Here is a 25,262-nt window from a genome sequence, read left to right as displayed (position 1 = left end):
GACTATATCGTTATTGTATCATCCCCAAATGAGTAAAGTCCTCTTTACATTATGTAAAGTTTGTTTTACACTAGTGGTAGAAACTAGAAATGAGGTGGCACGATGCCATTAGTCAACCGCGTGAAAGAACTGCGTGCCCGGCACCAGTTAACCCAAGGCGACCTGGCCGAAAAGGTCGGTGTGACGAGACAGACGATCATCTCGCTCGAGAAAGGCAGCTACACACCGTCACTCATGCTGGCGATGCACATCGCACGGGTGTTCGAGGAACCGGTCGAATCTATATTCACAATCGAGGAGGAAAGAAAATGAAACACGTTGTCGTTCAGTCTATTTCCAGCATCATCCTGTATGTCCTGATGGCATTTCTATTCAGCTCATTTTTATCCGATGTGTCGAAGACCGTCAGCGAGTCTGACCGATTCTTAGTTGAATTCAATCTGCTTCCCCTACTTTTACTTGTTGTTTTTGGCATTGTTTGGACAGTCTATTCGTTTAACTCCCGGCCGAACAAGCAGTTGAGCTTCACTCAATGGTCTGTCCGCATGACTGAATTTAGTGAAGTCGATGAGCGTGAACAAATCATCACAGTGAAATCGACAAAAGCGGCATACATCTCGTTCGGCATCTCCGTTCCTATTTTTATGGGGTCGTTTATGTTCTATCCGTTGTTTGAAGATACACTTCCCGCCTATCCGATCTATGCACTCGCTTCAACGCTCATCATCGCGACACTCGTCTACATGACGACTTGGATTCGCGGTTATCGACATTAAGGAATTCATCACGAATTCCTTTTTTTGTGTCCATTTTTCATCGATTCGGCTATCATGATTGCCAATTCTATTACACCGTGCTTATATATAACTAAATGGTTATATAAAGAATGTAAGGAGTCTTGCTTTGTGAAAACCGTCGATTTGACGATTGGAAACGTGCAACGCGTCATTCTGGCTCTTGCCCTTCCGCTCGTCGGTAGCTCGTTATTACAATTTACGTATAGTCTCGTCGACATGTTTTGGGTCGGTGCGCTCGGGAGCGATGCTGTGGCAAGTATCGGTGCAGCTAGTTTTTATATCATGCTCGGACAGGCGATTCAATCGTTGATTGTCGTTGGCGCCGGCATCAAAGTATCACAAGCTGTCGGGAGACGTGACCTCAATTCGGTTCAGCGTCATGTCCGGGCCAGCAGGCGTCTGAATCTAACACTCGGTCTTTCGTACGCCTCACTACTAATTATGTTCGGTCATACTTTCATCGGCTTTTTGAATATGGGTGCCCCCGCTGTGGAGCAGCTTGCATATGAATATTTGTTCGTCAGCGCGCCGATGCTCATCTTTTCTTTCTTTAATTTGCTGTTTGCTCGTCTATTCAGTGCATATGGCAATACGACAACAGCGATGCGAATCAATGCGACAGGTGTCATCCTCAATATGATTCTCTCCCCGATTTTCATTTATCCATTCCAACTCGGTGTGATCGGGGCTGCTCTTGCAACACTTGTCGCCAACGTCATGATGTTCGGATTGTTTTGGCACCGCGCTCGTACATTATTCAATTGGGATGAAGTCGTTCAGCCGACTCGAACTGACTATAAAGAAATCATCCGTCTTGGTTTTCCGATGGCAACCCAACGGATTTTGTTCACGGTAATCAGTATTTTTCTTGCCCGCATGATTGGCTCATACGGGACGGAAGCGATTGCGGCACAGCGCATCGGACTTCAAATCGAATCGATTGCCTACATGATGATTGGTGGCTTGAACGGAGCAATGGCTAGCTATACCGGTCAAAACCTCGGGGCACGAAAAGTAGATCGTGTTCATGAAGGTTACCGGGTAACGACCCGACTCGGGATGGTTTACACAGGATTCATCATGTTGTTATTTTTAATCGTCCCAGATTTACTCATTGGTCTATTCGTCGATGACGTTCGAACCATCGAAATTGGGGCGAGCTACTTGCGAATTATTGGCATTTCGCTCGTCTTCTCATCGATTGAAATGATCGGAAACGGATACTTCTCAGGACTCGGATTACCGAAAATCCCCGCGACCATCTCGATTATTTTCACAGTGGCCCGTATCCCGCTCGCATTTGTTCTTGAGCCTTATCTCGGAATCGATGCCATCTGGTGGAGTATCGCCATCTCAAGTATCACAAAAGGGCTTGTCTCCGCCCTCTTTGTCCGACTAACGAAAAAGGAAGTGATTTCCCTTGCAGAAGCAGTTTAATCAACTACCCCACCATCTCATCACAAGTGGAAAATTTGCCATCGAGCGAGAAATGTTACGCGTCACGTCAGAAGGCACACTAGCTGTTACGAAGCATCCAAAAGCACTCGGTCATAAAGCGACTCATCCATACATCACGACCGACTTTTCTGAAAGTCAAATTGAGCTCGTCACTCCAACGTTTCCGACGATTGAGGCGGCACATCATTTTTTAGAAACGCTATACGACATCACGGCGCTCAACATAGGCGATGAACGCCTTTGGCCACAATCGATGCCATGTGCCTTGCCGGAAGGTGGTACGATTCCACTCGCTGATTTTGGTGTGTCCGGAATAGAGGCTAGCCGTTATCGTGAGCATCTGCTCCAAAAATATGGTGCGAAAAAACAACTCATTTCTGGAATCCATTTCAACTTTTCATTTTCCGATGAGATGTTATCCGCATTATACGAAGGATCCCCTGAACAAAATCGACACTTCAAAGATCACCTATATTTGAAGTTAGTTCGTCAATATTTACGAATGCGTTGGCTCATCGTCTATTTGCTCGGTGCTACCCCAGCCGTACATGCGAGTTATGAAGAACGATGTGTCAGCCAGATGCAAGCGCTCCATGTAGACACTTTTTCAAATAAACAAGCATTGTCATATCGGAATAGCGACTGTGGGTACACGAATGTTGAACCGCTTTATCCAAATTATGCGACACTCTCAAGTTATATAGACGATGTAAAACGGTTCATTGCCAAAGGCGAGATTGCCAATCCGAACGAACTCTACTCCCCCATCCGATTGAAAACATCGAAAGGTGGTAACGACTTAAATCAACTCGAGGCACACGGTATCGATTACATTGAAATTCGCAATATCGATTTGAATCCGTTTGAAAAGACCGGAATTGCTCGTTCAGATTTACGGTTCCTTCATCTGTTTTTGTTGTACTTGACCTTTACTAAGGAGACATCTCATGTCGATTGGCAAGCTGAAGCGTACAATAATCAACAACGTGTCGCCAAAGAAGGCATGTCTCCCGCAAGCATATTGACTCGAGATGGTTACGCCATACCTTTACACACGTACGCGACAGAACTTCTCGACGCCATCGATTCGTTCAACACACAGTATGACCTCGGCTTCGAAGATGTCTTTCCCGCTGTACGCGAAAAAATTGATCACGTGGACCGGACGTACGCTTCCCGATTAAAGACGATTATGACCGAGACGGGTTATCACGCATGGTCCCTCGCCCAAGCAGAACACTTTTATGAGGACGCCTATGCAAATCGTTTTCGCATCCACGGTTATGCCGACCTGGAACTGTCTACTCAAATCTTAATGAAATCCGCAATTAAACGTGGTTATCGTGTCGATGTCATCGATCGTTCCGACCAGTTCATTCGGATTCGAAACGGCAAACACGAAGAATACGTCAAACAGGCAACGAAAACTTCAAAAGACAATTATGTTTCCGTCTTAATGATGGAGAATAAAACGGTGACAAAGTTTGTACTCGCAGAGCATGGCATTCGTGTCCCTGAAGGGGTAGAACTTCAAGATGAATCAGATTTACGTCAGGCATGGGATTCATTTTCAAAACAACCCATCGTCTTAAAACCAAAGTCCACAAACTTCGGAGTCGGTATTCACATTTTTAAAGACGGAGCGACGTATGATGAAGCACGGTCTGCATTTCAGTATGCGAAAACGTTTGATGATGTCGTTTTACTTGAGACATTCTTACCCGGAAAAGAATATCGCTTCCTCGTCATCGGGGATGACGTCGCGGGCATCCTCCATCGTGTCCCGGCGAACGTCACTGGAGATGGCACCTCTTCGATCCGTCAACTCGTTGCGACAAAAAATGAAGACCCGTTACGCGGAAAAGGATACAAGACACCTCTCGAGAAAATCGACATCGACGAGGTCGTCATCTCATTTTTACGTGCTCAAGGCAAGACACCCGATAGTATTCCCGCTCTCGATGAGCGTGTCTTCTTACGCGAAAACTCTAATATCAGTACCGGCGGAGATAGTATCGACTATACGGATCAAATTTCTGACATCTATAAGCGTATTGCTGTCGATGCCGCTAAGTCAGTCGGGGCAACCATCTGTGGTGTCGATATGATGATTCCCTCTCTCGATGATGCGCAAATCGAATACGGTATCATCGAATTGAATTTTAATCCCGCCATCCATATCCACGCTTTTCCTTATGAAGGAAAAGAACGACCGATTGGTGAGATGCTACTTGATTTATTGTTTAAATATTGAGTATTCCTGTTACGGAATATTCCTAATTGGGAATATTAAAAGCAAGAGGACGGTGACGAAAAATGGAAGAGAGATTGGCTTCTTTGTTTCATGCGTTAGCCGACCCGAACCGGTTGCGGATGATCGAATTGTTACGGAAACAAGAGTGGACGGTCGGAATGATGGCAAATCAGCTTGGGATCAGTCAACCGCAGACATCGAAGCACTTGCGAATTCTGTATGATGCAGGTCTCGTCACAGTAACCATTGATGCCAATCGAAGACGTTATGCACTCAAGTCTCAAGCACTCGAACCATTAGATGCTTGGCGGACCTATATGGCTCGGGAAACAGAGCGACTCGATCGATTGGAGACGTTTTTAGCGGAGTCACAGCGAGAGGAGAATGGATCATGAGTACGGTCAAATCACATATAGAGGGCACGACATTGATTATGGAACGTCTGTTCAAGGCACCACGCCAACTTGTATTTGAAGCATTCTCGACACCTGCACATTTAGAGAAATGGTGGGGACCGTCCGGATGGGAGACGAAAGTATACAGCTTCGACTTCAAACCGGGGGGGATTTGGCATTATTGCATGACTTGTGTCGACAAAGAACAAGGTGACTTTTATGGTATGGAATCATGGGGCAAATCAACCTTTATCGACATCGATCCATACTCCCAAATCGTCTATACGGATGCATTCTCGGATGCGGACGGACACGTCAATCCGGACTTGCCTGTCATGACGATCACAAATGAATTTCTCGATACATCAGAAGGCACGTTATTCATTAGTCGCTCCGAATTCACGAATGAAGAGGCTCTCCAACAAGTCGTCGAAATGGGCGCTGTCGAAGGGTTCACTTCCCAACTCGATCGTCTCGAAGCGATTGTAAGCCAGTAAAAAACATGCACCGTTCCCGAAAAGGAATGGTGCATGTTTTGATTCATCTGAACTGCCGAAACAATCCATCAAGCTGTTCTCGCGTAATCCGTTCAAACGTATCTCCGATGCTTACTTCGGTTGAACAGTGTCCGTCTTTTTCAACAAGATACCCCGTAATGCCTACTCCTGTTTCTTCTTGGATGCGCGCAATTTTCTCACCAATTTCTTCCTTCTCCCCTTGAAAATGAAGATGGAACATATTCGTGACCGGGATGCGTGGAGTCGTCCACACGCCATCGAGTTCATTGAAGCGTGCTGCTAAGCGGACGGCCTCGTTTCGATACTCGGCCATCTTGTCTTTTCGTAGCTCATAATAATAATCCGCAGACAGGATGTATGGATATAAGCTGATCAAGTCACCACCGTAGCGTCGCTTCCATACTTTCGACGTGTCACAAAATGCCTTCGGTCCAGCAAGGATGGCGCCGGCAATGCCACCGATTCCTTTATAAAACGAGACGTATACGCTATCAAAGAGCGCACAAATCTCAGAAGCCTCTTTTTCATAATACGGAAGCGATTCGAACAGTCGTGCACCATCCAGATGTAGATGAATCCCTTTCTCACGACAGTGTTCATGAATTGCCACAAGTTCCTCGAACGTCGGCAATTCCCCACCGATTTCTCGTTGTGGCAGTTCGAGCAACAGACACGCGATGTCCGGTAACGCTTGAATCTCTTCGAGCGTCATCAATCGGTTTTCGTCCCCCACTAAAATCGGTTCGATGTGATGCAACTCTTTTAAACCATCCTGCTCATGAATTTCAAGGTGGCACAGCGGGTGATATGCGACCTTTTTCTTCCCTGTCTCATCACACCAAATGCGTAGCGCAATCTGCTGTGCCATCGTACCGCTTGGAAAGAATACTGCCGACTCTTTCCCAAGAACCTGTGCCATCTTCTCTTCGAACTGTCGAATCGTTTTCCCCTGTCCATACTGATCACTCGGCTCATCTTCACGCACATGCTCAAATGCGCGTTTCAATACCCCGGCTTCCCGTTTGCCGTGACCGCTCAATTGAACGTTCGTCTGACGATACGTGTCTGCCAATCGCTCCATTCTTTCCCCTCCTCGACAAATAAGCTCCCTGTCAGTATAACAGGGAGTCCTCTCTTCAGTCGCGAATGCGGACGATGAGTTTACCGCGCACTTTTCGCGTTTGTAGTTTTTCGAGACCTTCTTTCAATTGGTCGAACGACAACACTTCTGTGACGAGATCGTTTAGTTCACCTGCATCGAGCAAGTTCATCATCTCTTCGGCCATATACGCCAAGTTGCGAATCGCATGTTCGTCCTCGCTCGCATGCGCCGCCCCGAGTGCCACTTCGTGAATCGAAGGAGATAACGTGAAGCCTTTCATGTTCGTCATGTCTGGTGGCCCGGCGATGTAGGCGAGGTGTCCGCTGAATGCGAGACGATCTAGGTCTGCTGTCGCAACGTCTCGTCCGACTGTATTCAAAATCAGGTCGACACCACGTCCATCTGTTTCTTCCATGATCCGTGCCGTCACGTCCTCGACGTTATAATCAATCACCACGTCCGCCCCGAGTGATTCTACCCACTCAACGTTCTCAGGAGATGCCGTCGTGAATACCTTCAGACCGAGCCGTTTTGCGAGCTGAATCGCAAATCCACCGACACCGCCCGCTCCTGCGTGTATGAGAATCGTCTCCTTATCTCGCGTGTTCAGCTTCTGCATGACCGCTTCATATGCTGTCATCCCCGCACACAGGATAGAAGCCGCCGCCTCATCGCTTACACCTTGCGGAACGACCGCACACGCCCGGGCATCGACGACCGTATACTCGGCGAATCCCCCATATTTCGAAAGATCCGTATGAACAGCCACACGCGAACCCGTAATGATGTTGGCGATACTCGAACCGACCTCAACGACTTCTCCGACGAGGTCGACACCGAGAATGTGTGGATATGACCAATTCGGGTTTCCGTTTGATCCGACTTTATAATCGACCGGATTCAAGGCGACCACTTCGACACGAATCAACAGTTCTCCCGCTCCTGGTGTCGGTCGGTCGATTTCTCCAATATGCAGATGATCAAGACCAGGTTGATCGAGTAGCCATGCTTTCATGTTTAGTAAGCTCCTTCCGAATACGTGAGTTCGTATGAGTGTGAATAAATTTCAACGAGGTTGCCGAATGGATCTTCGCAGTACACCATGCGGTACGGTTTTTCACCTGGGTAGTATTCACGAATCGGCATCCGTTGTCTCCCGCCGTGAGCGATAATCTTCTCGACGAGCCCTTCGATGTCAGGGTCTTGTACACAGTAGTGGAAGATCCCTGTCTTCCAAAACTCGAAGTTGTCTTCTGGTGTTTCGTTGTTCGGAAATTCGAACAACTCAATCCCGATTCCGTCTCCCGTTGACATATGAGCGATTCGGAATTTGCCCCAGCCCGGTCCGAAGACGTCGGTACACATCACACCGATTGGCGAATCATCCTCGACGACGTCTGATGGTGTCATAATCGTATACCACCCCATCACGTCCTCATAAAATTTTACGGCCTCAGCGACGCTCGGTACAGAAAGACCGATGTGTGAAAACGTTCTTGGATATGTCATGTTTCATTTACTCCTTTTTGTTTGCTCAATTTAGCGGGTAACGATAAGATACTGTCATTGAAGCAAGAAAAAAAGTACGCACATTGAAGTAACTACCCGAAAGTGAGGTTCCTTGAACATGACCACATCGTTCCCCGTCAACCGCGCACTTGAGATTATCGGCGGCAAATGGCGCCCCCAAGTGTACTGCACGCTTCAAGATGGACCGCTTCGTTTTTCTGATATTCAACGAGCGATTCCGGACGTCAGCCGAAAAGTGTTGACCGACCAATTGCGCGAGCTCGAGCAGCTCGGCATGGTTCGCCGTGTCGACTACTCGACCGAGAAGCACCTGCACGTCGAATATTCATTGACCGAAGACGCCCTCGGACTGCAACCCGCCATGAATGCCCTTTGTTCATGGGGAGAGTGCCACGACAAAAAATAATCCCGAGCCACATGGCCCGGGATTATTTTTATGAGGCGAACAGACTAATCAAATTCCCATCCGCATCGTACAGGATGGCGTAACGTTGACCCCAGAACGCATCCCACGGTGCTTTGTGTGACGCATAACCTTGTTCAAGGATTGAGTCATACAAAGCATTCAATGACTCACGACTGTCACATAAAAAGGCAAGCTCGATTCGATGCCCGTCTGCCTGTTTCCATTCCCCGTATACCGATTCGGCCACTTCTACCGTATCGAACGCGAGACGCACGCCTCCTTCGTCAATCTCTACATGTGCTTCCCCGTTCATCGCTTCCGGAATCTCAAACCCGAGCGCCCGATAGAAATCGAGCGACCGCTTCATATCCGTCACGACGATCCCGACCATGTCCAATTTGACTGCCATCATGTTCCCTCCCCTTATTTTCATGATACGATTTGAGTGTAGCATGACCAATTCGATCAGAGACGAGGAATTTCAATGAATTATACGTTTCAACCACTCACCCAAGAGCAAGCCGAATTGATCGCTTTCGAGTGGCGCTATGAAGGCGAATACGCGTTTTACAATATGGATGCTGACGAAGAAGATCTCGCCTCATTTTTAGATGCAGATGAGCGAGGTGATACAACGTTCGCCATTCTTAACGACGAACTCATCGGTTTCGTCACGTTGCAATTCGAATCAGTAGACGCTGTTTCTATCGGTCTCGGCATGCACCCTGATTTGACGGGGAGCGGCAACGGACATCGATTCCTCACGTCAATCATAAATTGGATTGAGGCGACATATGGGACTCGCACAGTGCGTCTTGCCGTCGCCACGTTTAATAAACGGGCCATCCGATTATACGAGTCTCTAGGCTTCATCCCACAAGACACGTTCATGCAGGAGACGAATGGTGGTGTGTATCCGTTTCTTTCAATGACACGTGAACAAAGCGAACCCCCGAACAACTGATGTCCGGGGGTTTTGTCATGTCCGCTGTTTCTTCTGAATATAAGAAAGACCGAGCGCTCCAATTAAAATCGTCCCTTTGACGATGTCTTGCGCATAATACGGCACGTCCCACATCGTCAGTCCGTTCAAGAGAATTCCAATCAAAATAGCTCCAATCAATGTCCCGATCACGTTCGGGCGCCCTGTCCCAAAGACGGCGTAGCCGATGTAGGCAGCCGCGACAGCGTCCATCAAAAGGGGTGCTCCAGCCGAGACTTGTCCCGTACCAATCCGAGATGCAAGAATGATTCCGCCGATGGCTGCAAACAATCCGCTGAGTACGTAGGCGTACAACTTGATTCGATTCACGGCGATCCCGGAACGACGGGCCGCTTCGGCGTTCGACCCGACGTAATAAAATTCACGCCCGGTCCGCGTATAAGTCAAGAATAGATGCGCTCCGATAAAGAACACCAGCATGAGCAGGGCGACGAACGGAATCGGACCGATCGTCCCTTGACCGATGAATAGAAATGACGGGATGAAACGCCCTGGCGCCGTCCCCCCTTCAATCGGCATGTTGTCATAAATCGAGAATCCTTTCGTATACGTCAACTGAATCCCGTTAATGACGTACATGATGGCGAGTGTCGCTAGTAAATCCGGTAATCGGAATTTGATTGTGACGAGCGCGTTCAACAGCCCGACGAGAATCCCGAGTGCAAGTGGGATCAGCAGAGCGACGAGAAGCTCTTGTCGATGAAGGACGAGACTTGCCGCTGCCCCGATTGTCGCAAGACTCGCCGTCGAGCCGACCGACAAGTCGAATCCTCCGACGATGAGCGAAAACGTGACGCCGAGGGCAAGTAGCGAAACGATTGAAACCGATTTGATGATGTCACTAAAGTTTGCGTATGTCAGAAATTGATCGTTCGTCACGGTAAAGACCGCAATCAAACTAAGGATTGCGAGTAACGTTCCATACTGACCGATATGACCGCTGATTCGTTTTCGTTCTTTGACTACTAACTGTGCCATGTCATGCGCCTCCTTTCTCTGCAAGTTGTCCACGGTCGAGCCAAAGAATTCGATTGGCGACCCGTTCGAGCTCGTGTCGCTCACTCGAGGTGAACAATACGGTCTTCCCTTGTTTCGCGAGTGCAATGACGCGTTCATATACGTCTTGTTTCGCTGCGATATCAATTCCTTTTGTCGGTTCGTCGAGCAGATAAATGTCTCGGTCTTCGAGTAACCATTTGCTAAAGACGACCTTCTGTTGATTTCCACCACTCAGCTCACGAACCGGTTGTTTCACGTTCGCATAACGGACGCAAAGCGATGCCAATACGTCCGAAACGCGAGTTGCCTTTCCTGCGACAGCAATCACGTTCCGTTCAATCGTCTCGTCTAAAAATAATCCATGACGACGTCTCTCCTCTGGAACGAGTGCAAATCCTAAACGTACGGCGTCTGCCGGTTCTTTGATCACGTGCTCTTTCCCCTCGATTGTGATGGATTGACGAATCCCAGAAAGACCGAACAACGCTTCCATCAGTTCCGTCTTCCCACTTCCTGTCAATCCACCAATCCCGAGCACTTCTCCGCCATACGCTTCAATCGAAATCTCCGATTGAAACGCCGGAAGAGTCAACTGCGCGGACAAACAAATCGTGTCTTCCGGCACCGCCTTTTCTAACGCCGCATCAAATGTTGTCCCACTCAAAAATGTCTGCACCGCTTCTGAAGAGAGCGATTGGTACGGTCCATCGTACACGACACGTCCGTCCCGAAGAAACGTCGAGGTCGACGTGACCCGGGTGAGCTCGTTTGAACGATGCGTGACCAATACAATCCCGACTCCTTCTGCCGCAAGCTTCTGTAACAATTCAAGTAAGGCGTCGGCATCCGTTTCCGATAAGGCAGCGGTCGGTTCGTCGAGGAGCAAATACTTGGCATCGCTCTCGAGTGCCCGAGCGATGAGAAGGCGCTGTTTCACGCTTAGCGGGAAGTGACCGGCTGGACGCGTTGGATCGACCTCTAAACCGACTCGGGATAACACGCGTTTCGCTCGCTGTTTCAAACGTTGCGGACGAATCCGTTTCACCGTCTGCCATGGAAGGACGTTCTCATATACAGGCAAGTCCAAATAGAGCGCATCATCGACTTCTTGTGACACCGTGATGATGCCATGACGAATCGCTTCCGCTGGTGTGAGGCGGATTGATTTTCCATCAATGGACAACTCGCCGGACGTCGGTTCAGCCGTTCCGTTTAGCAGTTTGATGAGCGTACTCTTACCGGCCCCGTTCAGACCGAGAAGCCCATGAATGTCTCCCGGCTTTAAACTGAAGGATAGTTGATCGAGCACCGTGACGTCACCATATTGTTTCGTGATTCGTTCCAAGCGAATCATCAGTCTGTCTCCTTCATCCAATCCGACCATGCCGCATTCGATTCGCCCCAACCTGGCACGTACTGTCCAAGGTCATCCATCGTGACAGGCTCATTCGGCAAGACATCACGGTCCACTAGATATGGGTCGACCGAATGAATGGAAGGCGTTTCTTCCCCGACCACTTTTTGATAAGCGTATCGGACTTGAATGCGGCCGATTTCGGCTGGATCTGTGGCAGCTGTCACTTTCCACGGACTCCCCTCTTCTTGCATGAGTTGCAAGTCTTCGTCACTCAAATCAATCCCGTAAACGGCAATCTCGTCACGGCCAGCCTGCTTGATGGCACGGCTCGCCCCTTTGGCGAACTCATCCCACATCGCAAACACCGCATCGATTTCGCCTTCTGGATACTTCTTCAAAATCGCCTCCATCTGGCTTTGCGTATCGAGCGCCGTGTTGTTCGTCGCCGAACCGAACTTCGCGACTTCCTGGATGCCCGGATACCGTTTCAAGAATGCATCATAAATCGTATGACGGCGTTCCATCGGTGTGAATCCACCGACCCAAATCGTGACGATGTTCCCTTCCCCGTCTAAATCTTCCGCGAGTGCTTTGAGTGAGCGCCATGCGAGTGAATAATCGTCTTGGTCGATGACCGTCACGCCTTCATTCGTCAAATCGTTATCGAATACGACAACTTTGATGCCTTTGTCGAGCGCCCGTTGAACAGGCTCTTTCAAGGCATCGGCACGTCCGTGGTCAATCAAGATCACATCGACTCCTTGCGTCGTTGCCGTATCGACATAACTCGCCATTTTCGACAAATCATTTTCGGCGTTATACACTTTCACGTTGCCACCGAACGCTTCGACTTGCTCGGTCACCCCTTCGATATACTGCGAAGAGAACGTCCCGATCGACATCTGCATGACGAGGGCGACTTCTAGATTTTTCGGAAGCGTCTCATTTGAGACGTTGACGGTTTTCGCTTCCGTTTTACTTGTTGTCGTAGTCGTTTTCGGTTGAGCCTGTTCGTTCGTGCATCCGGCAAGTGCCAGGATGACGGTCAACAGGAAGAAGATGATTTTTTTAGACATATGTGTTTCCTCCTACATGTTCTACAATGACCGACTCAGTCGGTTCGAGCACACCTGTCTCTGTAATTAGACCGGTAATCAGTTCGGGTGGTGTCACATCAAACGCCGGATTGAAGACGGTGATGCCGACGAGTGCCGTCGGATGTCCCCCGATATGGGTCACTTCATGCGCGTCCCGTTCTTCGATTTGAATCGTGTCATCTGCCTCTAAATCGAATGTCGAATGCGGAGCAGCCACATAGAATGGGATGCCGTAATGCTTCGCCAAAATCGCAAGCTGGAGTGTTCCGATCTTGTTGGCCGTATGACCGGTACGGGTGATGCGGTCCGCCCCGACGATGATAGCATCGATTTGTTTCGTCTGGATGGTCCAGGCCGCCATGTTATCTGTAATCAGTGTGACATCGATATCTGCCCGGTCGAGCTCCCATACGGTCAGTCGTGCTCCTTGAAGCAGCGGTCGCGTTTCGGACGCGAACACCCGAAACGGGATGCCACGCTCTTTCCCGACATAGAACGGCGCGAGCGCGGTACCGTATCGTGACGTCGCGATGGCACCGGCGTTACAAATCGTCAAAACGTTGCCACCAGCGGGTAACACGGTGAGCGCATGTTCCCCAATCGTGCGATACGTAGCCACGTCTTGTTCATAGATTTCAATTGCACGATGCTTGATCGCTTTTGCAATCTGTTCAAAGTCCTCCCCCACATTCAATCGAAGGAGTGATTCGATGACATGCTGTAAGTTGACCGCGGTCGGTCTTGTCGCAATCAACCGTTGACCGACTTGATTCAATTGGAGATGAAAATATGGATTATCTTGCAGACGTGACGCTTCTTTCGCAAGGACAAACGCTCCGAAATAAGCGATGGCCGGTGCACCGCGAACTTGAAGCGACTTGATTGCCTGCTCGGCCTGTTCAAGCGTCAACACTTCGACATAGCGCTCTTCTTGCGGCAACAGCGTCTGATCTAAAATCGTCAACACTTCCGTGTCGGCATCGAAATGAATACTTTGCACACTCATACGCGCACCTCCGACAAGACTGGAATCAATTGATCGATGGATTGAATTTGATGGCGCTGTTTGATGAGACGCGTACCGAGCTCTAAGGCGTGGCGTTTCCGTTCGATGCGAAGGTCGTCTGGTAATGTCTCTAAGTCGGCGACTCCAGCCAGACCGACAGTCCGCCGAATCAATTCGCAGCCTGCGTAGCCGATGGCGTCACTCAAAATGGATGGCAACAGTTCGTCCACGAATCCTACTGTGTTGAACGGCTCTGCGGCCTGTGTAAAGCGGGTACGGAACGTTTTTTCGAACGTCTCCCAGACGGTGAGTACTTCTGTGAAGCGTTCGAATCGTTTCAACGGATGCGAATACGTTGAGAACACCAGATGAGCAATGATTTGACCAATGTCAAAGCCGAACGGACCGTAAAACGCAAATTCGGGATCGATAATTTTTGTTTCTTGACGGGTCGCAAAAATGCTTCCTGTATGTAAATCCCCGTGCAGTAGCGCTTCGTGCTTCGTCACGAACCCAACCTTCAATTTGGTCACTTCAATTTTCAAAGCGAGGTCTGACCAGAGTTGCTCCACATCCGGACGAAGGACTGGCTCGATTTGATTCGATTCTGCGTCGCGATACGGGTCGGTGAAGATCAGTTTCTCCGTGATATCGCATAATTCTGGATTGTAATACTCTTTTTCAATTTGTTTCTTCACGAGTGGTCCATTCGCGTAGTCAGACGTCGCAAACAACGTTTCCCCGAGGAACGTACCGACGTGGCGGGCTAAGTTCGGGTAGCTCTCTCCTTTTAGGAAGCCGGTGCGGACGATTTCGAACGATGATAAATCTTCTAAAATCGTATAGGCGAGTTCACGGTCACTACCGAGTACATCTGGTACAAATTGTGGTACGACTTTTGAAAACTCACGGAGTGCCAGTTGTTCGATCCACGAACGATCAAGCGTGAGCGGCCAACTCTCTCCAACAACTTTTGCGTACGGCAACGCTTGTTTCACGATTAATGACGTTTCTCCTTGACGAATGCGAAAGACGAGATTTAAATTGCCATCCCCAATTTCCTCACATTCTGCAATCCCCTCTTCTAGTAACCCTAACTGTCGAACGTGTTCGACGACACTCTGTTCTGTAAACGCCTCATAAGCCATGATGGTTTTCCCCTTTCTTAACTCTATGCATGAAAAAAGCCCCTTTCTCCGCGAGAAAGAGGCACACCCAAATTGGTTGTTCCTCTCATCTTTCAGACATGTGTCTGGTGGATGTAGCACCGTGCCAAATGGTCGGTTGCTGCGGCGTCTTAGGGCCAATTCCCTCTGCCAACTCGCGATAAGAGTAAATGATGTAATTGTGTTTGACGTGTTGAGACGAATATTACGGACTAGGCATGCTAGTTGTCAATCCTCTATTTTCAGTCGCCCACTTATTTTCGACACGCATATATAGAAACATTATTTTTAAACTTTTTTTCTCAAAAAAAGGAATTGACGAGTGAGCGATTCTATGTAAAAATTCAATTAAATTTCACAACTTCACAACTATTCTTATCAAGAGCAGACGGAGGGACAAGCCCGATGATGTCGCAGCAACCGACCAGAAATGGCACGGTGCTAATTCTTGCAGCTAACGCTGAGAGATAAGAGTTCATTGTTTTTTTGAATGACCTCTTGCCTTGGCATGAGGTCATTTTTTGTTTGACCTGAAAGGAGGAACTTATGGGAATCATCGCTACTTATGAAATCAAACATACCGATCACGTCGAGCGTGTAGCTGAGAAAATCGCACATGAGCTGACCGTCGGGACATGGACCGAGTTGAACCATCTCGAACAATATCAACTGCAAGCGTTCCGAGGTGAGGTCATCGCCACGTCCCAACAAGAAACGACAAGTCGCTTCTCGATTCGCTACCCGCTACATAACGTGACACCGGACTTTTCGTCCATTCTGACGACGACATTCGGAAAACTGTCGCTCGACCCAAACGTCAAACTCGTCGACCTCTCGCTTCCAGAGGAGCTCGAACCGGACTTTCCGGGTGCCGCATTCGGAGTCGAAGGGGTCCGCGACATCCTTCGAGTACACGACCGACCGCTCGCCATGAGCATCTTCAAAGGCGTCATCGGACGGGACCTTGATTTTTTGGCGACACAACTCCGGGACCAGTTCGCAGGTGGCATCGATCTCGTGAAAGACGACGAGATTTTATATGACAATCCGCTCACCCCATCGCTCGAACGGGCTCGGATTGGAGCATCGATCATTCAAGAACATAAAGAATTGACGGGTCGTTCCGTTCTATACGCAGTGACGTTGAGCGGTCCCGTTTTCACCTTACGCGACCAGGCGAAGCGATTGATTGAGGCAGGCGCGACCGCATTGTTGTTCAACGTGTATACGTACGGGCTTGACGCATTGCGAGAGCTCGCCAAAGATTCTGAGATTCACGTCCCGATTTTGGCACATCCCGCTTTTGCAGGAGCGTTGACCGGATCGATTCATCATTCCCTACTCTTCGGGAAACTGATTCGACTCGCCGGGGCGGACTTGACGCTCTTCCCTTCGCCATACGGTTCGCTGTCGACACCGAAAGACGAAACACAACAGATTCAAACGTATGCGACGGAATCCCATTGGACGAAACCGATTCTGGCGGTCCCCTCTGCCGGGATTCACCCAGGACTCGTCCCGGATTTGATTCGTGACTTCGGAACGGATGTCGTCATCAATGCCGGCGGCGGGATTCACGGACACCCAGACGGTGCGGCTGCCGGAGCGAGGGCGTTCCGCCAAGCGATCGATCAGGCAATCGGTAAGACGAGCGAGACTGATGCCTTAACGACTGCATTAGATGCGTGGGGTGCGCGATGAGTACGCACGTCATCTGTGATTTCGACGGGACCATCACGGAAGAAGATAACATCATCGCGTTGATGCGACGGTTCGCCCCACCTGAATGGGTCGAACTCAAAGATGGTGTGTTGAACCAAACGCTCTCCATTCGCGAAGGCGTCGGTCAGATGTTCAGCTTGCTCCCAAGTAACCAGCAAGAGCAGTATCGTGAGTTTCTTCAGTCGACCATCACGCTTCGAGCGGGGTTTGTCGAGTTTTTGCAAGAGACCCAGTCGCACGGCTTTCGATTTGATGTCGTCAGTGGGGGCATGGACTTTTTCGTCCATCCGATTTTAGAAGGTTACGTCGCACCGGAACACATCTTCTGCAATCACGTTGATTTTTCAGGAGAGACAGCGCGCGTCACATGGCCTCATGCATGCGATGTTCATTGTTCGAACGACTGCGGATGCTGCAAGCCGACGATTGCTCGACAGATCGTCTCACCTACCGACACGTTGATTGTCATCGGGGACTCTGTCACTGATTTTGAAATCGCCAAACGTGCCGACGTCGTGTATGCACGGGGGCAATTGATTTCGCTATGTGAGGCGGAAGGAATTCGACATGTTCCGTTCGAGACATTCTACGATATCTCAGCTCATATGAAAGGAGTGAACGTATGACTGTGCAAGAACGGTGGGGAGAACTTGCCGACATTAAAGACGAGCTCGCCGCACGAGACTGGTTCCCCGGAACGAGCGGGAACCTGGCGATCCGCGTATCGGACGACCCGTTGACGTTCCTCGTGACGGCAAGCGGTCGTGATAAACGAAAGCGCACCGATGAAGATTTCGTCCTCGTTGATGCGACCGGTCAATTGATTGGAGAGCAGACAGGCAAACCGTCCGCGGAAACGTTGCTACACGTCGAAATTTTTAACAACACGAACGCAACCTGTTCACTTCACGTGCATACGGTCGACAATAACGTCATCTCGGAACTGTATGCAGCAAAAGGTCACGTGACGTTCACAGGTCAAGAAATCATCAAGGCGCTCGGTTATTGGGAAGAGACGGCAAGTGTCCGGATTCCCATTATCGAAAATCACGCGGATATCCCGACGCTCGCCCGTGCGTTCGCGCTACATGTCACAGGCGATGCCGGTGCCGTCCTCATCCGGAACCACGGGATCACCGTTTGGGGCGAAACGCCCGCTGCGGCAAAACGTTATTTAGAGGCATATGAATTTTTGTTCAGCTATTCATTAAAATTACGCGCCCTAGGCGTCCATTCATAAGGAGGAATTCAACATGGCAACAATTTATTTTCAACAAACCGAAGAACGCGTCAGTGATCAACAAGAGGTACGTGACTTTTTAGAATCACGAGACATCCTTTACGAAGCATGGGATATCGCGAAATTACCGGCTTCCCTTCAAGAAAACTATCAACTGACAGACGAGGACAAAGAAACTATCTTGGCGACGTTCCGTGACGAGATTCAAGATGTGTCGGCACGACGCGGCTACAAGACGGCTGACGTCATCTCACTATCCGATTCGACACCGAATTTAGATGAACTGCTCGTCAACTTCCAAAAAGAGCATCACCATACAGATGACGAGGTTCGTTTCATCGTCAGTGGTCACGGCATTTTTGCAATCGATGATGCTGAGCGCGGATACTTCAATATCGAGCTCAATCCGGGTGACCTCATCTCCGTACCGGTCAACACACGTCATTACTTCACGTTGCAAGAAGACCGTCAAGTCGTCGCCGTTCGCATTTTCGTGACGACTGAGGGGTGGGTGCCGATTTACGACAAAGAGAATGTAACTGCATAAGAAAAGGTCTCTCGCTTAAAAACGAGAGACCACTTTTTATTGTTTGACCGCTGTCGGTTTCGATGAGAACCAGCCCCATGTCGCAATCCCGACCATGACCGACCAGAAGAAAATCGTCCAAGCTGTCGAGTGGACGAACCCGTCTGGGAGTCCCATGAATTCGAATGGTGTTCCGGCAATCAATTCCTTGAAACCAGGGTGTTCAAGTACGAGCACCGTCAACTTGACCCCGACCCAACCGACGATGATGAAAGCGGCCGTTTCAAGTGTCGGACGCTGATGAAGCAACTTGACGAAAATCCGAGCTGCGAATCGCATCAAGACGACCCCGATGAGTCCACCTGTCAAGACGACGAAGAACTGACCCGAGTCAATCCCACCGATTTCCCCGAGACCAAGCGGTTTGACACTCACAGCGAGCGCGACTGCTGCCAAGATTGAGTCGACCGCAAAGGCGATGTCCGCAAATTCGACTTTTGCGACAGTGAGCCAAAATTCTTTCTTCGACACCGGCTTCTCCGTGACAGCCGTCTCTTCTTTCGCTTCAGCCGCCAAGTCTTGCTTCGGTTCTTGGCCTCGTGCCTTATACGTCATATACAAGTGTCGACCACTCATTCCAATCAGATAAAATGCACCAATCGCTTGAACTTGCCATACGTTGATTAAGAACGAGATTAAGAACAATGCGATAAATCGGAAGACGAACGCCCCGAGGAGTCCATAAAATAATGCCTTTTTCTGTTCTGTACGCGGTAAGTGTTTAACCATGACGGCCAAGACGAGCGCGTTGTCTGCAGATAACAAGCCTTCTAAACCGACGAGCACGACGACGATCCAGGCGTACTGCAGGATTAACTGCCAATCCATAAAAACATCTCCTTTTTTCTTTCAATTCCTTCATATTTAAGAGTGATCTATTTTTTAAGTTCACAGGACCATTTTATTCCCGTTCACAAAGTAAATCAATCCTCTTTCTTCAATATCTGAAGGATTTTTTCCGATTGCATATTCAAAACATGTTATGAGAGCAAAATCATACCCGTTCAGCCATCATTTCGTGATAAAATCCTAACAAGAACGAGTGGTGCTTTAAATCGCTCGAAAAAAGGAGAATCCGATTATGTCTACAAGCCATGTCGCTTTACCTACTAAAGCAGAACGACATAAATTGTTCGGGTCGGTCCCACCGATTAAAGGAACAAAGCCGACCGAAAAAGAACAAATGGTCGATTTACAAAATACACCGAAAAACTTCTTGTTCGCCCTCGACAGTGTTGGGATCTCGAACGTGAAACATCCCGTGAACGTCGAGACGCCAGAAGGAGTCCAGTCAACGGTCGCCACATTTGAATTAACGACATCGCTCGTACAAGACCGTAAAGGGATCAACATGTCTCGTTTGACAGAGCAGCTCGACGCGTACCATCAACAAGGGTGGACGGTATCAAACCGTTCGTTAATCGAGTTCGCGCAAGAGCTCGCCGAGCGTATGGAACAAACAGAAGGCCAATTGACAATCCGTTACCCATGGTTCTTCACGCGTAAAGCACCTGCGACAGGTCTTAGCGGTTTGATGAACGCGGACGTCATGCACCGTGTGACATATAACCTCGAAACGGGCGTCGCAAACGTGACAGTCGGTCTCGTCATCAACGTCACGACGCTTTGCCCATGTTCAAAAGAAATCAGTGAGTACAGCGCCCATAACCAACGTGGGTACATCACGATCGAAGCCGGTCTTGATGAGACATCGATGGACGGATTCGATTGGCGTGCAGCCCTTCTCGATGCAGCGGAGTCAAACGCCTCAGCACCACTTCACCCTGTCCTCAAACGTCCGGATGAGAAACGTGCGACTGAAATCGCATACGAAAACCCACGTTTCGTCGAGGATATGGTCCGCTTGATCGCGGCTGACTTGTACGAGATGAAACAAGTCGTGAACTTCTTCGTCGAATGCCGTAACGAAGAGTCGATTCACCAACACGACGCGATTGCATCGATCACATTCGATAAGCGTCAAGACGCATAAAAAATGCGGAACCTCTGTTAAAGAAGGTTCCGCATTTTTTATAGACTTGTCACGAGTTCAATCGTCAATAGGATGATGATGAGCATCACCCACACTGCCCAGACGAGTCGCCACTTCTCCCAGTCAAATCGCTTCATCACTGCATAGACCGTGAGGTAGAGCGCAAGGAGAAGCGGTACGACGACCCAAGGATTCTCTAGCATCACGCCTCGATGTCGCCGTCCCAAGCGAGCATTCCGCCGTCGACATTGACGACTTTATAACCTTGCGATTCTAAGTAATCACACGCCGTCTGGCTCCGTCCACCTGAACGACAGATGACGTGATAGACATTATCTTGTGCCAACTTTTCTGTCACTTGTGGGAATTCCGATAATGGATAGAGTGGTACGTTCGGGATATGCCCTGCCTCATATTCATCTTGCTCGCGCACATCGATGATATGGAGAGACTCCCCGTTCTCTAATTTTTCTCTTAATTCTGTCGCATGGATGCTTTGCATACATAGTTCCCCTTTCAATCATGGATTCCTCTTTTAGTTTACCTCAGCTTATGCTCCGACAAACTCCAGTTGATGGTCGTCTCAGCGTCACAATAAAATCCCTCGAGCTCGCATTGTTTAACGACCTGTTCGATCAACGCGCGATTGCCACAAAACAACGTGAAATGGCTATCCCAGGGTGGGACGATGAGCCATTCGTGTTGATAACCGAAAAACGTCCGATGTTGCATGCCCCACATATCAGCGGCTAGCGTCTCACTGAGATGGATGAGATGCCGTTCCGTACAAAATTCGTCTCCGGTCCAGATCCAGCCTTCTCCCATCTCCAAAAGTACACGCAACACTTGATTCTTTAGCAGATCCGACAGTTCCCCTTCACCTGGTGGGAGCACATTCTCACGTTCGCAATATTCAATGATGCGATTCGCCCCTGCTCGATCTTCGGCATGTGGTTTTAGCGCCCTAATCATCGTTCGGAGCGCATGATCGATACGGCTCACGTCACGAAAACCTAGTCTTCGCCTCATCTCTTCCCATGTAACGGCCCGAAATTGCTGTTCGACCTCGTTTTTGTCCAGATCGGCATAACAATCAACCGCGGCGGAGTGATCTATTGGAGCAAGGAATGGATGAAACGCGATGAAGACCGTTTCAAATACCCCTTCATAATACGTCTTAATTGGGTAGTCATCCCCACCACCAAACATGGCGTAACGATGTCCTTCAGGTAACAAAACGCTCTCATCTAGTTCGTCCATTTCAACACTCCTTTCTTGAATAGTTTATAACGGACCATCAAAAAAAGCACCCTTCTATAAGAAGGATGCTCCGGACTTACGCTTCGTTGCGCTCGTCGATTGCTTGTGCTGCTGTGATGAGCGTCAATTTGTAGACGTCCTCTTCGTTACAACCACGTGATAAGTCGTTCACTGGTTTGTTGAGACCTTGAAGGATTGGACCGATCGCTTCGAATCCACCGAAACGTTGAACCATCTTGTAGCCAATGTTCCCTGCTTCAAGACTTGGGAAGACGAATACGTTCGCCTTACCAGCAACGTCAGAACCCGGTGCTTTCTTCGCCGCTACGCTAGGAACGAATGCCGCATCGAATTGAAGTTCTCCGTCGATTGGAAGGTTCGGTGATTTCTCTTTCGCAAGGCGTGTCGCTTCCACAACTTTCTCTGTTTCAGGTGACTTCGCAGAACCCTTCGTCGAGAAGCTAAGGAGCGCAACTTGTGGGTCGATGCCGAACGTCTTCGCTGTCGCTGCCGACAAGAACGCGTTCTCTGCTAAGTCCGCCGCGTCCGGTGCAATGTTGATCGCACAGTCCGAGAAGACATATTGCTCGTCGTCACGTACCATGATGAACACACCTGACGTCTTTTTGATGCCTGGTTGCATTTTGATGATTTGTAGTGCCGGACGTACCGTATCAGCCGTCGCGTGCATCGCGCCTGAGACAAGACCTTCTGCTTTGCCTGTGTGAACGAGCATTGTTCCGAAGTAGTTCACGTCTGATGTAAGGAGTTCGCGTGCTTGTTCAGCCGTCGCTTTCCCTTTACGACGCTCGACGAATGATTCGACGAGAACGTCGATGTCTTCGTATGTCGCTGGGTCATATTGTGTCAAACCTGAGATGTCGAAACCGTGTTTCGCCGCAACCGCTTCGAGATCTGCTTTCGCACCGACGACGATCGGTTCTACCATACCGTCTGCTTTCAATCGAACAGCGGCTCCAAGAACACGCTCATCGATACCTTCCGGGAAGACGATGGTTGGACGAACCGGGCTAACTTTTTGCTTCAACGTTTCAAATAATTTCATAACGAATGAACCCCTTTTCTCAATTTACAGCATGACTGCTAATGGTTTTGCCGTTGACTTGTGTCTTTACGCGATTTCAATTATACACAGTACCCTTTTCAAAATAAACTATTCTGCCCATTTCGCCATAAATCGCCTAGAATCAATCATTATATGAATAGAACAGTTTCGACAAATCGACTGATACAGCCATTTTTGTAGCCGTTTTCATGTTTCTGTCCTCTGTTCTTTACCCGTCATGAATCGTGATAACCCTCACAGTGCCTCAAAGTTGCCAGTCAGTGAAGCGTGTATGGTAAAATAGACGGCGAAGCCAAGTCCCGAAAGGAGATTTTTTTATGTCAGAACGTCCAGTACCTACAACAGATACACAACATGCCGCCGCCACATTAGACGGATGGTATACACTTCATGATTTCCGCACGATTGATTGGGCTCGTTTGAAACTCGTCGATGCTGAAAAGCGTGAACAGATGATTGAGGAGTTCACTGCGTTCCTCGCCTCACTTGAAGAAGTGGAAGCAAAAGGTGAAGGAAGCCACGCCTTCTACTCGATTCTCGGCCAGAAGGCGGACCTCGTCTTGATGGTGCTTCGTCCAACATTCAACGAACTTGAAGACGTCGAGCGCGCATTCCGCAAAACAGCGCTATACGACTATATGATTCCGTCGTATTCATACGTGTCGGTCATCGAGCTCGGGATGTATCGCGGATCTGGAGACGGGGACCCGTATCAAAACCCTCATATCCGTTCACGCCTCTATCCGACACTTCCAAAGGCCGCACACATCTGTTTCTATCCGATGAGCAAGGCTCGTCGCGACGGCGACAACTGGTACATGTTGTCGATGGATGAGCGCAAAGACCTCATGTATCGCCACAGCATGATCGGCCGTAGCTACGCTGGTAAGATTCAGCAGTTCATCGGTGGGTCGACTGGATTCGACGCATGGGAATGGGGCGTCACACTCTTCGCTGAAGATTCACTTCAGTTCAAGAAAATCGTTTACGAGATGCGTTTTGATGAAGTGAGTGCGAAATACGGTGAGTTCGGCGACTTCTACGTTGGGAACATCTTACCGAAAGAAAATTTGAGCACATTCTTTAGCGTGTAAAAGGTTTACGCGTATAACACCTCGGGAATTAAGGATGATGTAAGCAAGTTATCCTGATTAACGAGGTGAACAACGATGCGCGTGTTTAAAGAAACCGATCGTGACACTGCGGAACGTTTAGATTCGTTCATCGAACGAATGGCACCGACAGCAGAATTAGTCCAACATCGATTTGAAGAGCAACTCAAACATACACAGCAAAAGGGTCAGGCGAGCGCCTGACCCTTATTTTGTCGTAGTGACGTGAAGTGCGTTGCCTAAGAACGTAGCCAATTCAAGCATTCCATAGCGTCCCGCTTTCGCTTCAGCATCGGAATTGTAGTTCGTGTTCGTATTGACGTCATAGGCGTAGACGTTTCCGTATCGGTCTCGAATGATCTCAATCCCCGCAATATCGATCGCATTCGCTTTCAAGAACTGTTCGAGCTTTGGAATGATCGGGTCATCGAATCCTTCGACGATTTCGAACTTCGCCGGTGGCGTCTCCCCGACCGGACAGAACTGGTCTTCAATCGAGCAGGCATCTGCCGGACAGAGCTCGAATCCTTCCGACGTATCGACGCGCACCGCATACAGGAACTTTCCGCCGATGAATTCGCAGCGGGTAATATACGGTTCTGGGGCTTCGATATACTGTTGAATGAGCGTGATGCCGTCAACCGAGTCCTCGAACGAGGGACCATATACATATTCTTTGAGTCCTTCGATCGTATGGAACAATTGGACCCCGAGTCCTTTTCCGGCACGGTTATGTTTCGTGATGAACGGTGTCAAACCTAACTGCTCAGCCGCTTCGATGATTTGCGCCTTACCGACTGCCGCAATCGTCTTCGGCACGCGAATTCCTTCACGTCGAAGCGCCGTGTATTGATTGACTTTGCTCACTTCGAGGCGGATGGCACGTGTGCCGTTAAACACGGTCCGGTCATTTGCCTCTAACCAAGCGAGGACGCCTTCCGTCAATTCTGGTGCGTACCGATGCCCACGTGTGTGCGAGGAGGCACTCATCCGATTATAAAAGACACCTTCCGGGGGCATTGCTTCGAGGTCAATCGTCCCTTGGTCCAAGTGCCACAATTCATATGGCAAGTTCAATTCTTTTAAACGGTGGACAAGGTGGTTCGTCCATTCTTCGTTTTCATGAATGACGTGAATTTTAGACATCATCATTCCTCCTTCTATGATGTGTTTA

30 protein-coding genes and 2 riboswitches are annotated in these 25,262 nt (G+C 49.1%); of the genes, 15 read left to right on the top strand and 15 right to left on the bottom strand.

What is annotated here, in order from left to right:
• The first annotated feature begins 102 nt into the window (after positions 1-102).
• The 6 genes from KNO72_RS10390 to KNO72_RS10365 all read left to right on the top strand — a co-directional run bounded on the left by KNO72_RS10390 (position 103) and on the right by KNO72_RS10365 (position 5,401).
• Positions 103-312: a helix-turn-helix transcriptional regulator gene (locus KNO72_RS10390; protein WP_074035697.1), complete on the top strand. Its 210-nt coding sequence runs from the start codon at positions 103-105 to the stop codon at positions 310-312.
• Positions 309-776 carry a hypothetical protein gene (locus KNO72_RS10385; protein ID WP_214685348.1) on the top strand — a complete coding sequence of 156 codons (468 nt, stop codon included), beginning with the start codon at positions 309-311 and terminating at the stop codon, positions 774-776. The genes KNO72_RS10390 and KNO72_RS10385 overlap by 4 nt, the downstream gene beginning before the upstream one ends.
• A gap of 129 nt (positions 777-905) precedes the next feature.
• Positions 906-2,234: an MATE family efflux transporter gene (locus KNO72_RS10380; RefSeq protein WP_214758104.1), complete on the top strand. Its 1,329-nt coding sequence runs from the start codon at positions 906-908 to the stop codon at positions 2,232-2,234.
• Positions 2,218-4,509 (top strand): bifunctional glutamate--cysteine ligase GshA/glutathione synthetase GshB, encoded by a 2,292-nt coding sequence (gshAB, locus tag KNO72_RS10375; protein WP_078147734.1) that lies wholly within the window; start codon positions 2,218-2,220, stop codon positions 4,507-4,509. The genes KNO72_RS10380 and gshAB overlap by 17 nt, the downstream gene beginning before the upstream one ends.
• A 62-nt stretch (positions 4,510-4,571) precedes the next feature.
• Entirely contained in the window at positions 4,572-4,904 is a 333-nt protein-coding gene (locus KNO72_RS10370) for an ArsR/SmtB family transcription factor (RefSeq protein ID WP_214685342.1), read from the top strand.
• Entirely contained in the window at positions 4,901-5,401 is a 501-nt protein-coding gene (locus KNO72_RS10365) for an SRPBCC family protein (RefSeq protein WP_214758102.1), read from the top strand. Before KNO72_RS10370 ends, KNO72_RS10365 begins: the two co-directional genes overlap by 4 nt.
• 43 nt (positions 5,402-5,444) lie before the next feature.
• Here KNO72_RS10365 and KNO72_RS10360 read toward each other — a convergent pair whose 3' ends face one another.
• Genes KNO72_RS10360 through KNO72_RS10350 form a run of 3 tightly spaced genes read right to left on the bottom strand, consistent with a single transcriptional unit; the run spans position 5,445 to position 8,033 of the window.
• A complete protein-coding gene (locus tag KNO72_RS10360; RefSeq protein ID WP_214758100.1) occupies positions 5,445-6,503 on the bottom strand; it encodes a threonine aldolase family protein in 1,059 nt (352 codons plus the stop codon).
• A gap of 55 nt (positions 6,504-6,558) precedes the next feature.
• Positions 6,559-7,539: a zinc-binding dehydrogenase gene (locus tag KNO72_RS10355; RefSeq protein WP_078147737.1), complete on the bottom strand. Its 981-nt coding sequence runs from the start codon at positions 7,537-7,539 to the stop codon at positions 6,559-6,561.
• 2 nt (positions 7,540-7,541) lie between these two features.
• Positions 7,542-8,033, bottom strand: coding sequence for a lactoylglutathione lyase family protein (locus tag KNO72_RS10350; RefSeq protein WP_214758098.1), 492 nt, complete (start codon positions 8,031-8,033; stop codon positions 7,542-7,544).
• 118 nt (positions 8,034-8,151) lie between these two features.
• Here KNO72_RS10350 and KNO72_RS10345 point away from each other — a divergent pair, with 118 nt between their 5' ends.
• The gene (locus KNO72_RS10345) at positions 8,152-8,460 is read left to right on the top strand and encodes a winged helix-turn-helix transcriptional regulator (RefSeq protein WP_078147739.1); all 309 of its coding nucleotides are present in this window, start codon (positions 8,152-8,154) and stop codon (positions 8,458-8,460) included.
• A gap of 28 nt (positions 8,461-8,488) precedes the next feature.
• Here KNO72_RS10345 and KNO72_RS10340 read toward each other — a convergent pair whose 3' ends face one another.
• Entirely contained in the window at positions 8,489-8,869 is a 381-nt protein-coding gene (locus tag KNO72_RS10340) for a VOC family protein (RefSeq protein ID WP_012727475.1), read from the bottom strand.
• Positions 8,870-8,944: 75 nt separating this feature from the next.
• Between KNO72_RS10340 and KNO72_RS10335 the strand changes: the two genes are divergently transcribed.
• The gene (locus KNO72_RS10335; RefSeq protein WP_214758096.1) at positions 8,945-9,424 is read left to right on the top strand and encodes a GNAT family N-acetyltransferase; all 480 of its coding nucleotides are present in this window, start codon (positions 8,945-8,947) and stop codon (positions 9,422-9,424) included.
• Between the two features lie 15 nt (positions 9,425-9,439).
• On the opposite strand, the gene KNO72_RS10330 is transcribed toward KNO72_RS10335, so the two are convergent.
• From KNO72_RS10330 to mtnK, 5 genes are read right to left on the bottom strand one after another with little or no spacing between them, the layout of a single operon-like run.
• Positions 9,440-10,441, bottom strand: coding sequence for an ABC transporter permease (locus tag KNO72_RS10330; protein ID WP_078147741.1), 1,002 nt, complete (start codon positions 10,439-10,441; stop codon positions 9,440-9,442).
• A 1-nt stretch (position 10,442) separates the two neighbouring features.
• A complete protein-coding gene (locus tag KNO72_RS10325) occupies positions 10,443-11,816 on the bottom strand; it encodes a sugar ABC transporter ATP-binding protein (RefSeq protein WP_168169877.1) in 1,374 nt (457 codons plus the stop codon).
• Complete coding sequence (locus KNO72_RS10320) at positions 11,816-12,895, bottom strand: sugar ABC transporter substrate-binding protein (protein WP_214758094.1); 1,080 nt, start codon at positions 12,893-12,895, stop codon at positions 11,816-11,818. Before KNO72_RS10320 ends, KNO72_RS10325 begins: the two co-directional genes overlap by 1 nt.
• Positions 12,888-13,922: an S-methyl-5-thioribose-1-phosphate isomerase gene (gene mtnA / locus KNO72_RS10315; RefSeq protein WP_214685334.1), complete on the bottom strand. Its 1,035-nt coding sequence runs from the start codon at positions 13,920-13,922 to the stop codon at positions 12,888-12,890. Before mtnA ends, KNO72_RS10320 begins: the two co-directional genes overlap by 8 nt.
• Positions 13,919-15,070, bottom strand: coding sequence for an S-methyl-5-thioribose kinase (mtnK, locus tag KNO72_RS10310; protein ID WP_214758092.1), 1,152 nt, complete (start codon positions 15,068-15,070; stop codon positions 13,919-13,921). Before mtnK ends, mtnA begins: the two co-directional genes overlap by 4 nt.
• Positions 15,071-15,152: 82 nt before the next feature.
• Positions 15,153-15,255, bottom strand: a riboswitch (SAM riboswitch).
• 205 nt (positions 15,256-15,460) lie between these two features.
• A riboswitch (SAM riboswitch) is annotated at positions 15,461-15,562 on the top strand.
• Positions 15,563-15,634: 72 nt separating this feature from the next.
• On the opposite strand from mtnK, the gene KNO72_RS10305 reads away from it, so the two are divergent.
• Genes KNO72_RS10305 through KNO72_RS10290 form a run of 4 tightly spaced genes read left to right on the top strand, consistent with a single transcriptional unit; the run spans position 15,635 to position 18,597 of the window.
• The gene (locus KNO72_RS10305; RefSeq protein ID WP_214758090.1) at positions 15,635-16,789 is read left to right on the top strand and encodes a 2,3-diketo-5-methylthiopentyl-1-phosphate enolase; all 1,155 of its coding nucleotides are present in this window, start codon (positions 15,635-15,637) and stop codon (positions 16,787-16,789) included.
• Positions 16,786-17,436: a 2-hydroxy-3-keto-5-methylthiopentenyl-1-phosphate phosphatase gene (locus tag KNO72_RS10300; RefSeq protein ID WP_078147746.1), complete on the top strand. Its 651-nt coding sequence runs from the start codon at positions 16,786-16,788 to the stop codon at positions 17,434-17,436. Before KNO72_RS10305 ends, KNO72_RS10300 begins: the two co-directional genes overlap by 4 nt.
• Complete coding sequence (locus tag KNO72_RS10295; protein ID WP_214685326.1) at positions 17,433-18,050, top strand: methylthioribulose 1-phosphate dehydratase; 618 nt, start codon at positions 17,433-17,435, stop codon at positions 18,048-18,050. The genes KNO72_RS10300 and KNO72_RS10295 overlap by 4 nt, the downstream gene beginning before the upstream one ends.
• Positions 18,051-18,063: 13 nt before the next feature.
• A complete protein-coding gene (locus tag KNO72_RS10290; RefSeq protein ID WP_031422074.1) occupies positions 18,064-18,597 on the top strand; it encodes a 1,2-dihydroxy-3-keto-5-methylthiopentene dioxygenase in 534 nt (177 codons plus the stop codon).
• Between the two features lie 36 nt (positions 18,598-18,633).
• Here the strand turns inward: KNO72_RS10290 and KNO72_RS10285 are convergent, their stop codons facing one another.
• Positions 18,634-19,464: a TerC family protein gene (locus KNO72_RS10285; RefSeq protein WP_214687616.1), complete on the bottom strand. Its 831-nt coding sequence runs from the start codon at positions 19,462-19,464 to the stop codon at positions 18,634-18,636.
• 253 nt (positions 19,465-19,717) lie between these two features.
• Between KNO72_RS10285 and folE2 the strand changes: the two genes are divergently transcribed.
• Complete coding sequence (folE2, locus tag KNO72_RS10280) at positions 19,718-20,629, top strand: GTP cyclohydrolase FolE2 (RefSeq protein ID WP_012727487.1); 912 nt, start codon at positions 19,718-19,720, stop codon at positions 20,627-20,629.
• A gap of 38 nt (positions 20,630-20,667) precedes the next feature.
• On the opposite strand, the gene KNO72_RS10275 is transcribed toward folE2, so the two are convergent.
• From KNO72_RS10275 to pta, 4 genes are all read right to left on the bottom strand, one after another.
• Entirely contained in the window at positions 20,668-20,832 is a 165-nt protein-coding gene (locus KNO72_RS10275) for a hypothetical protein (RefSeq protein WP_168169878.1), read from the bottom strand.
• Positions 20,832-21,131 carry a rhodanese-like domain-containing protein gene (locus tag KNO72_RS10270; RefSeq protein ID WP_041917952.1) on the bottom strand — a complete coding sequence of 100 codons (300 nt, stop codon included), beginning with the start codon at positions 21,129-21,131 and terminating at the stop codon, positions 20,832-20,834. The genes KNO72_RS10275 and KNO72_RS10270 overlap by 1 nt, the downstream gene beginning before the upstream one ends.
• 38 nt (positions 21,132-21,169) lie before the next feature.
• Positions 21,170-21,889: a DUF2711 family protein gene (locus tag KNO72_RS10265; RefSeq protein ID WP_214758088.1), complete on the bottom strand. Its 720-nt coding sequence runs from the start codon at positions 21,887-21,889 to the stop codon at positions 21,170-21,172.
• 76 nt (positions 21,890-21,965) lie between these two features.
• A complete protein-coding gene (pta, locus tag KNO72_RS10260; protein ID WP_012727490.1) occupies positions 21,966-22,955 on the bottom strand; it encodes a phosphate acetyltransferase in 990 nt (329 codons plus the stop codon).
• A gap of 338 nt (positions 22,956-23,293) precedes the next feature.
• On the opposite strand from pta, the gene hemQ reads away from it, so the two are divergent.
• Both hemQ and KNO72_RS10250 read left to right on the top strand, forming a co-directional pair.
• A complete protein-coding gene (hemQ, locus tag KNO72_RS10255) occupies positions 23,294-24,070 on the top strand; it encodes a hydrogen peroxide-dependent heme synthase (RefSeq protein ID WP_078147751.1) in 777 nt (258 codons plus the stop codon).
• Positions 24,071-24,145: 75 nt separating this feature from the next.
• Positions 24,146-24,292, top strand: coding sequence for a hypothetical protein (locus tag KNO72_RS10250; protein WP_012727492.1), 147 nt, complete (start codon positions 24,146-24,148; stop codon positions 24,290-24,292).
• Between the two features lie 3 nt (positions 24,293-24,295).
• Here the strand turns inward: KNO72_RS10250 and KNO72_RS10245 are convergent, their stop codons facing one another.
• The gene (locus KNO72_RS10245) at positions 24,296-25,234 is read right to left on the bottom strand and encodes an ATP-grasp domain-containing protein (RefSeq protein WP_214758086.1); all 939 of its coding nucleotides are present in this window, start codon (positions 25,232-25,234) and stop codon (positions 24,296-24,298) included.
• Between the last annotated feature and the right edge of the window lie 28 nt (positions 25,235-25,262).

The sequence above is a fragment of the Exiguobacterium sp. s123 genome (assembly GCF_018617075.1).
Taxonomy (GTDB): Bacteria; Bacillota; Bacilli; order Exiguobacteriales; family Exiguobacteriaceae; genus Exiguobacterium; species Exiguobacterium profundum.
Note: the sequence above shows the minus strand (reverse complement) of the source record. Positions and strands in the feature narration are given on the sequence as shown.

Coding starts and splice junctions, on each gene's coding strand:
- KNO72_RS10390 (WP_074035697.1), top strand. CDS start 103: ATGCCATTAGTCAACCGCGTGAAAGAACTGCGTGCCCGGCACCAGTTA.
- KNO72_RS10385 (WP_214685348.1), top strand. CDS start 309: ATGAAACACGTTGTCGTTCAGTCTATTTCCAGCATCATCCTGTATGTC.
- KNO72_RS10370 (WP_214685342.1), top strand. CDS start 4,572: ATGGAAGAGAGATTGGCTTCTTTGTTTCATGCGTTAGCCGACCCGAAC.
- KNO72_RS10365 (WP_214758102.1), top strand. CDS start 4,901: ATGAGTACGGTCAAATCACATATAGAGGGCACGACATTGATTATGGAA.
- KNO72_RS10360 (WP_214758100.1), bottom strand. CDS start 6,503: ATGGAGCGATTGGCAGACACGTATCGTCAGACGAACGTTCAATTGAGC.
- KNO72_RS10355 (WP_078147737.1), bottom strand. CDS start 7,539: ATGAAAGCATGGCTACTCGATCAACCTGGTCTTGATCATCTGCATATT.
- KNO72_RS10350 (WP_214758098.1), bottom strand. CDS start 8,033: ATGACATATCCAAGAACGTTTTCACACATCGGTCTTTCTGTACCGAGC.
- KNO72_RS10345 (WP_078147739.1), top strand. CDS start 8,152: ATGACCACATCGTTCCCCGTCAACCGCGCACTTGAGATTATCGGCGGC.
- KNO72_RS10340 (WP_012727475.1), bottom strand. CDS start 8,869: ATGGCAGTCAAATTGGACATGGTCGGGATCGTCGTGACGGATATGAAG.
- KNO72_RS10335 (WP_214758096.1), top strand. CDS start 8,945: ATGAATTATACGTTTCAACCACTCACCCAAGAGCAAGCCGAATTGATC.
- KNO72_RS10330 (WP_078147741.1), bottom strand. CDS start 10,441: ATGGCACAGTTAGTAGTCAAAGAACGAAAACGAATCAGCGGTCATATC.
- KNO72_RS10325 (WP_168169877.1), bottom strand. CDS start 11,816: ATGATTCGCTTGGAACGAATCACGAAACAATATGGTGACGTCACGGTG.
- KNO72_RS10320 (WP_214758094.1), bottom strand. CDS start 12,895: ATGTCTAAAAAAATCATCTTCTTCCTGTTGACCGTCATCCTGGCACTT.
- mtnA (WP_214685334.1), bottom strand. CDS start 13,922: ATGAGTGTGCAAAGTATTCATTTCGATGCCGACACGGAAGTGTTGACG.
- mtnK (WP_214758092.1), bottom strand. CDS start 15,070: ATGGCTTATGAGGCGTTTACAGAACAGAGTGTCGTCGAACACGTTCGA.
- KNO72_RS10305 (WP_214758090.1), top strand. CDS start 15,635: ATGGGAATCATCGCTACTTATGAAATCAAACATACCGATCACGTCGAG.
- KNO72_RS10300 (WP_078147746.1), top strand. CDS start 16,786: ATGAGTACGCACGTCATCTGTGATTTCGACGGGACCATCACGGAAGAA.
- KNO72_RS10295 (WP_214685326.1), top strand. CDS start 17,433: ATGACTGTGCAAGAACGGTGGGGAGAACTTGCCGACATTAAAGACGAG.
- KNO72_RS10290 (WP_031422074.1), top strand. CDS start 18,064: ATGGCAACAATTTATTTTCAACAAACCGAAGAACGCGTCAGTGATCAA.
- KNO72_RS10285 (WP_214687616.1), bottom strand. CDS start 19,464: ATGGATTGGCAGTTAATCCTGCAGTACGCCTGGATCGTCGTCGTGCTC.
- folE2 (WP_012727487.1), top strand. CDS start 19,718: ATGTCTACAAGCCATGTCGCTTTACCTACTAAAGCAGAACGACATAAA.
- KNO72_RS10275 (WP_168169878.1), bottom strand. CDS start 20,832: ATGCTAGAGAATCCTTGGGTCGTCGTACCGCTTCTCCTTGCGCTCTAC.
- KNO72_RS10270 (WP_041917952.1), bottom strand. CDS start 21,131: ATGCAAAGCATCCATGCGACAGAATTAAGAGAAAAATTAGAGAACGGG.
- KNO72_RS10265 (WP_214758088.1), bottom strand. CDS start 21,889: ATGGACGAACTAGATGAGAGCGTTTTGTTACCTGAAGGACATCGTTAC.
- pta (WP_012727490.1), bottom strand. CDS start 22,955: ATGAAATTATTTGAAACGTTGAAGCAAAAAGTTAGCCCGGTTCGTCCA.
- hemQ (WP_078147751.1), top strand. CDS start 23,294: ATGTCAGAACGTCCAGTACCTACAACAGATACACAACATGCCGCCGCC.
- KNO72_RS10250 (WP_012727492.1), top strand. CDS start 24,146: ATGCGCGTGTTTAAAGAAACCGATCGTGACACTGCGGAACGTTTAGAT.
- KNO72_RS10245 (WP_214758086.1), bottom strand. CDS start 25,234: ATGTCTAAAATTCACGTCATTCATGAAAACGAAGAATGGACGAACCAC.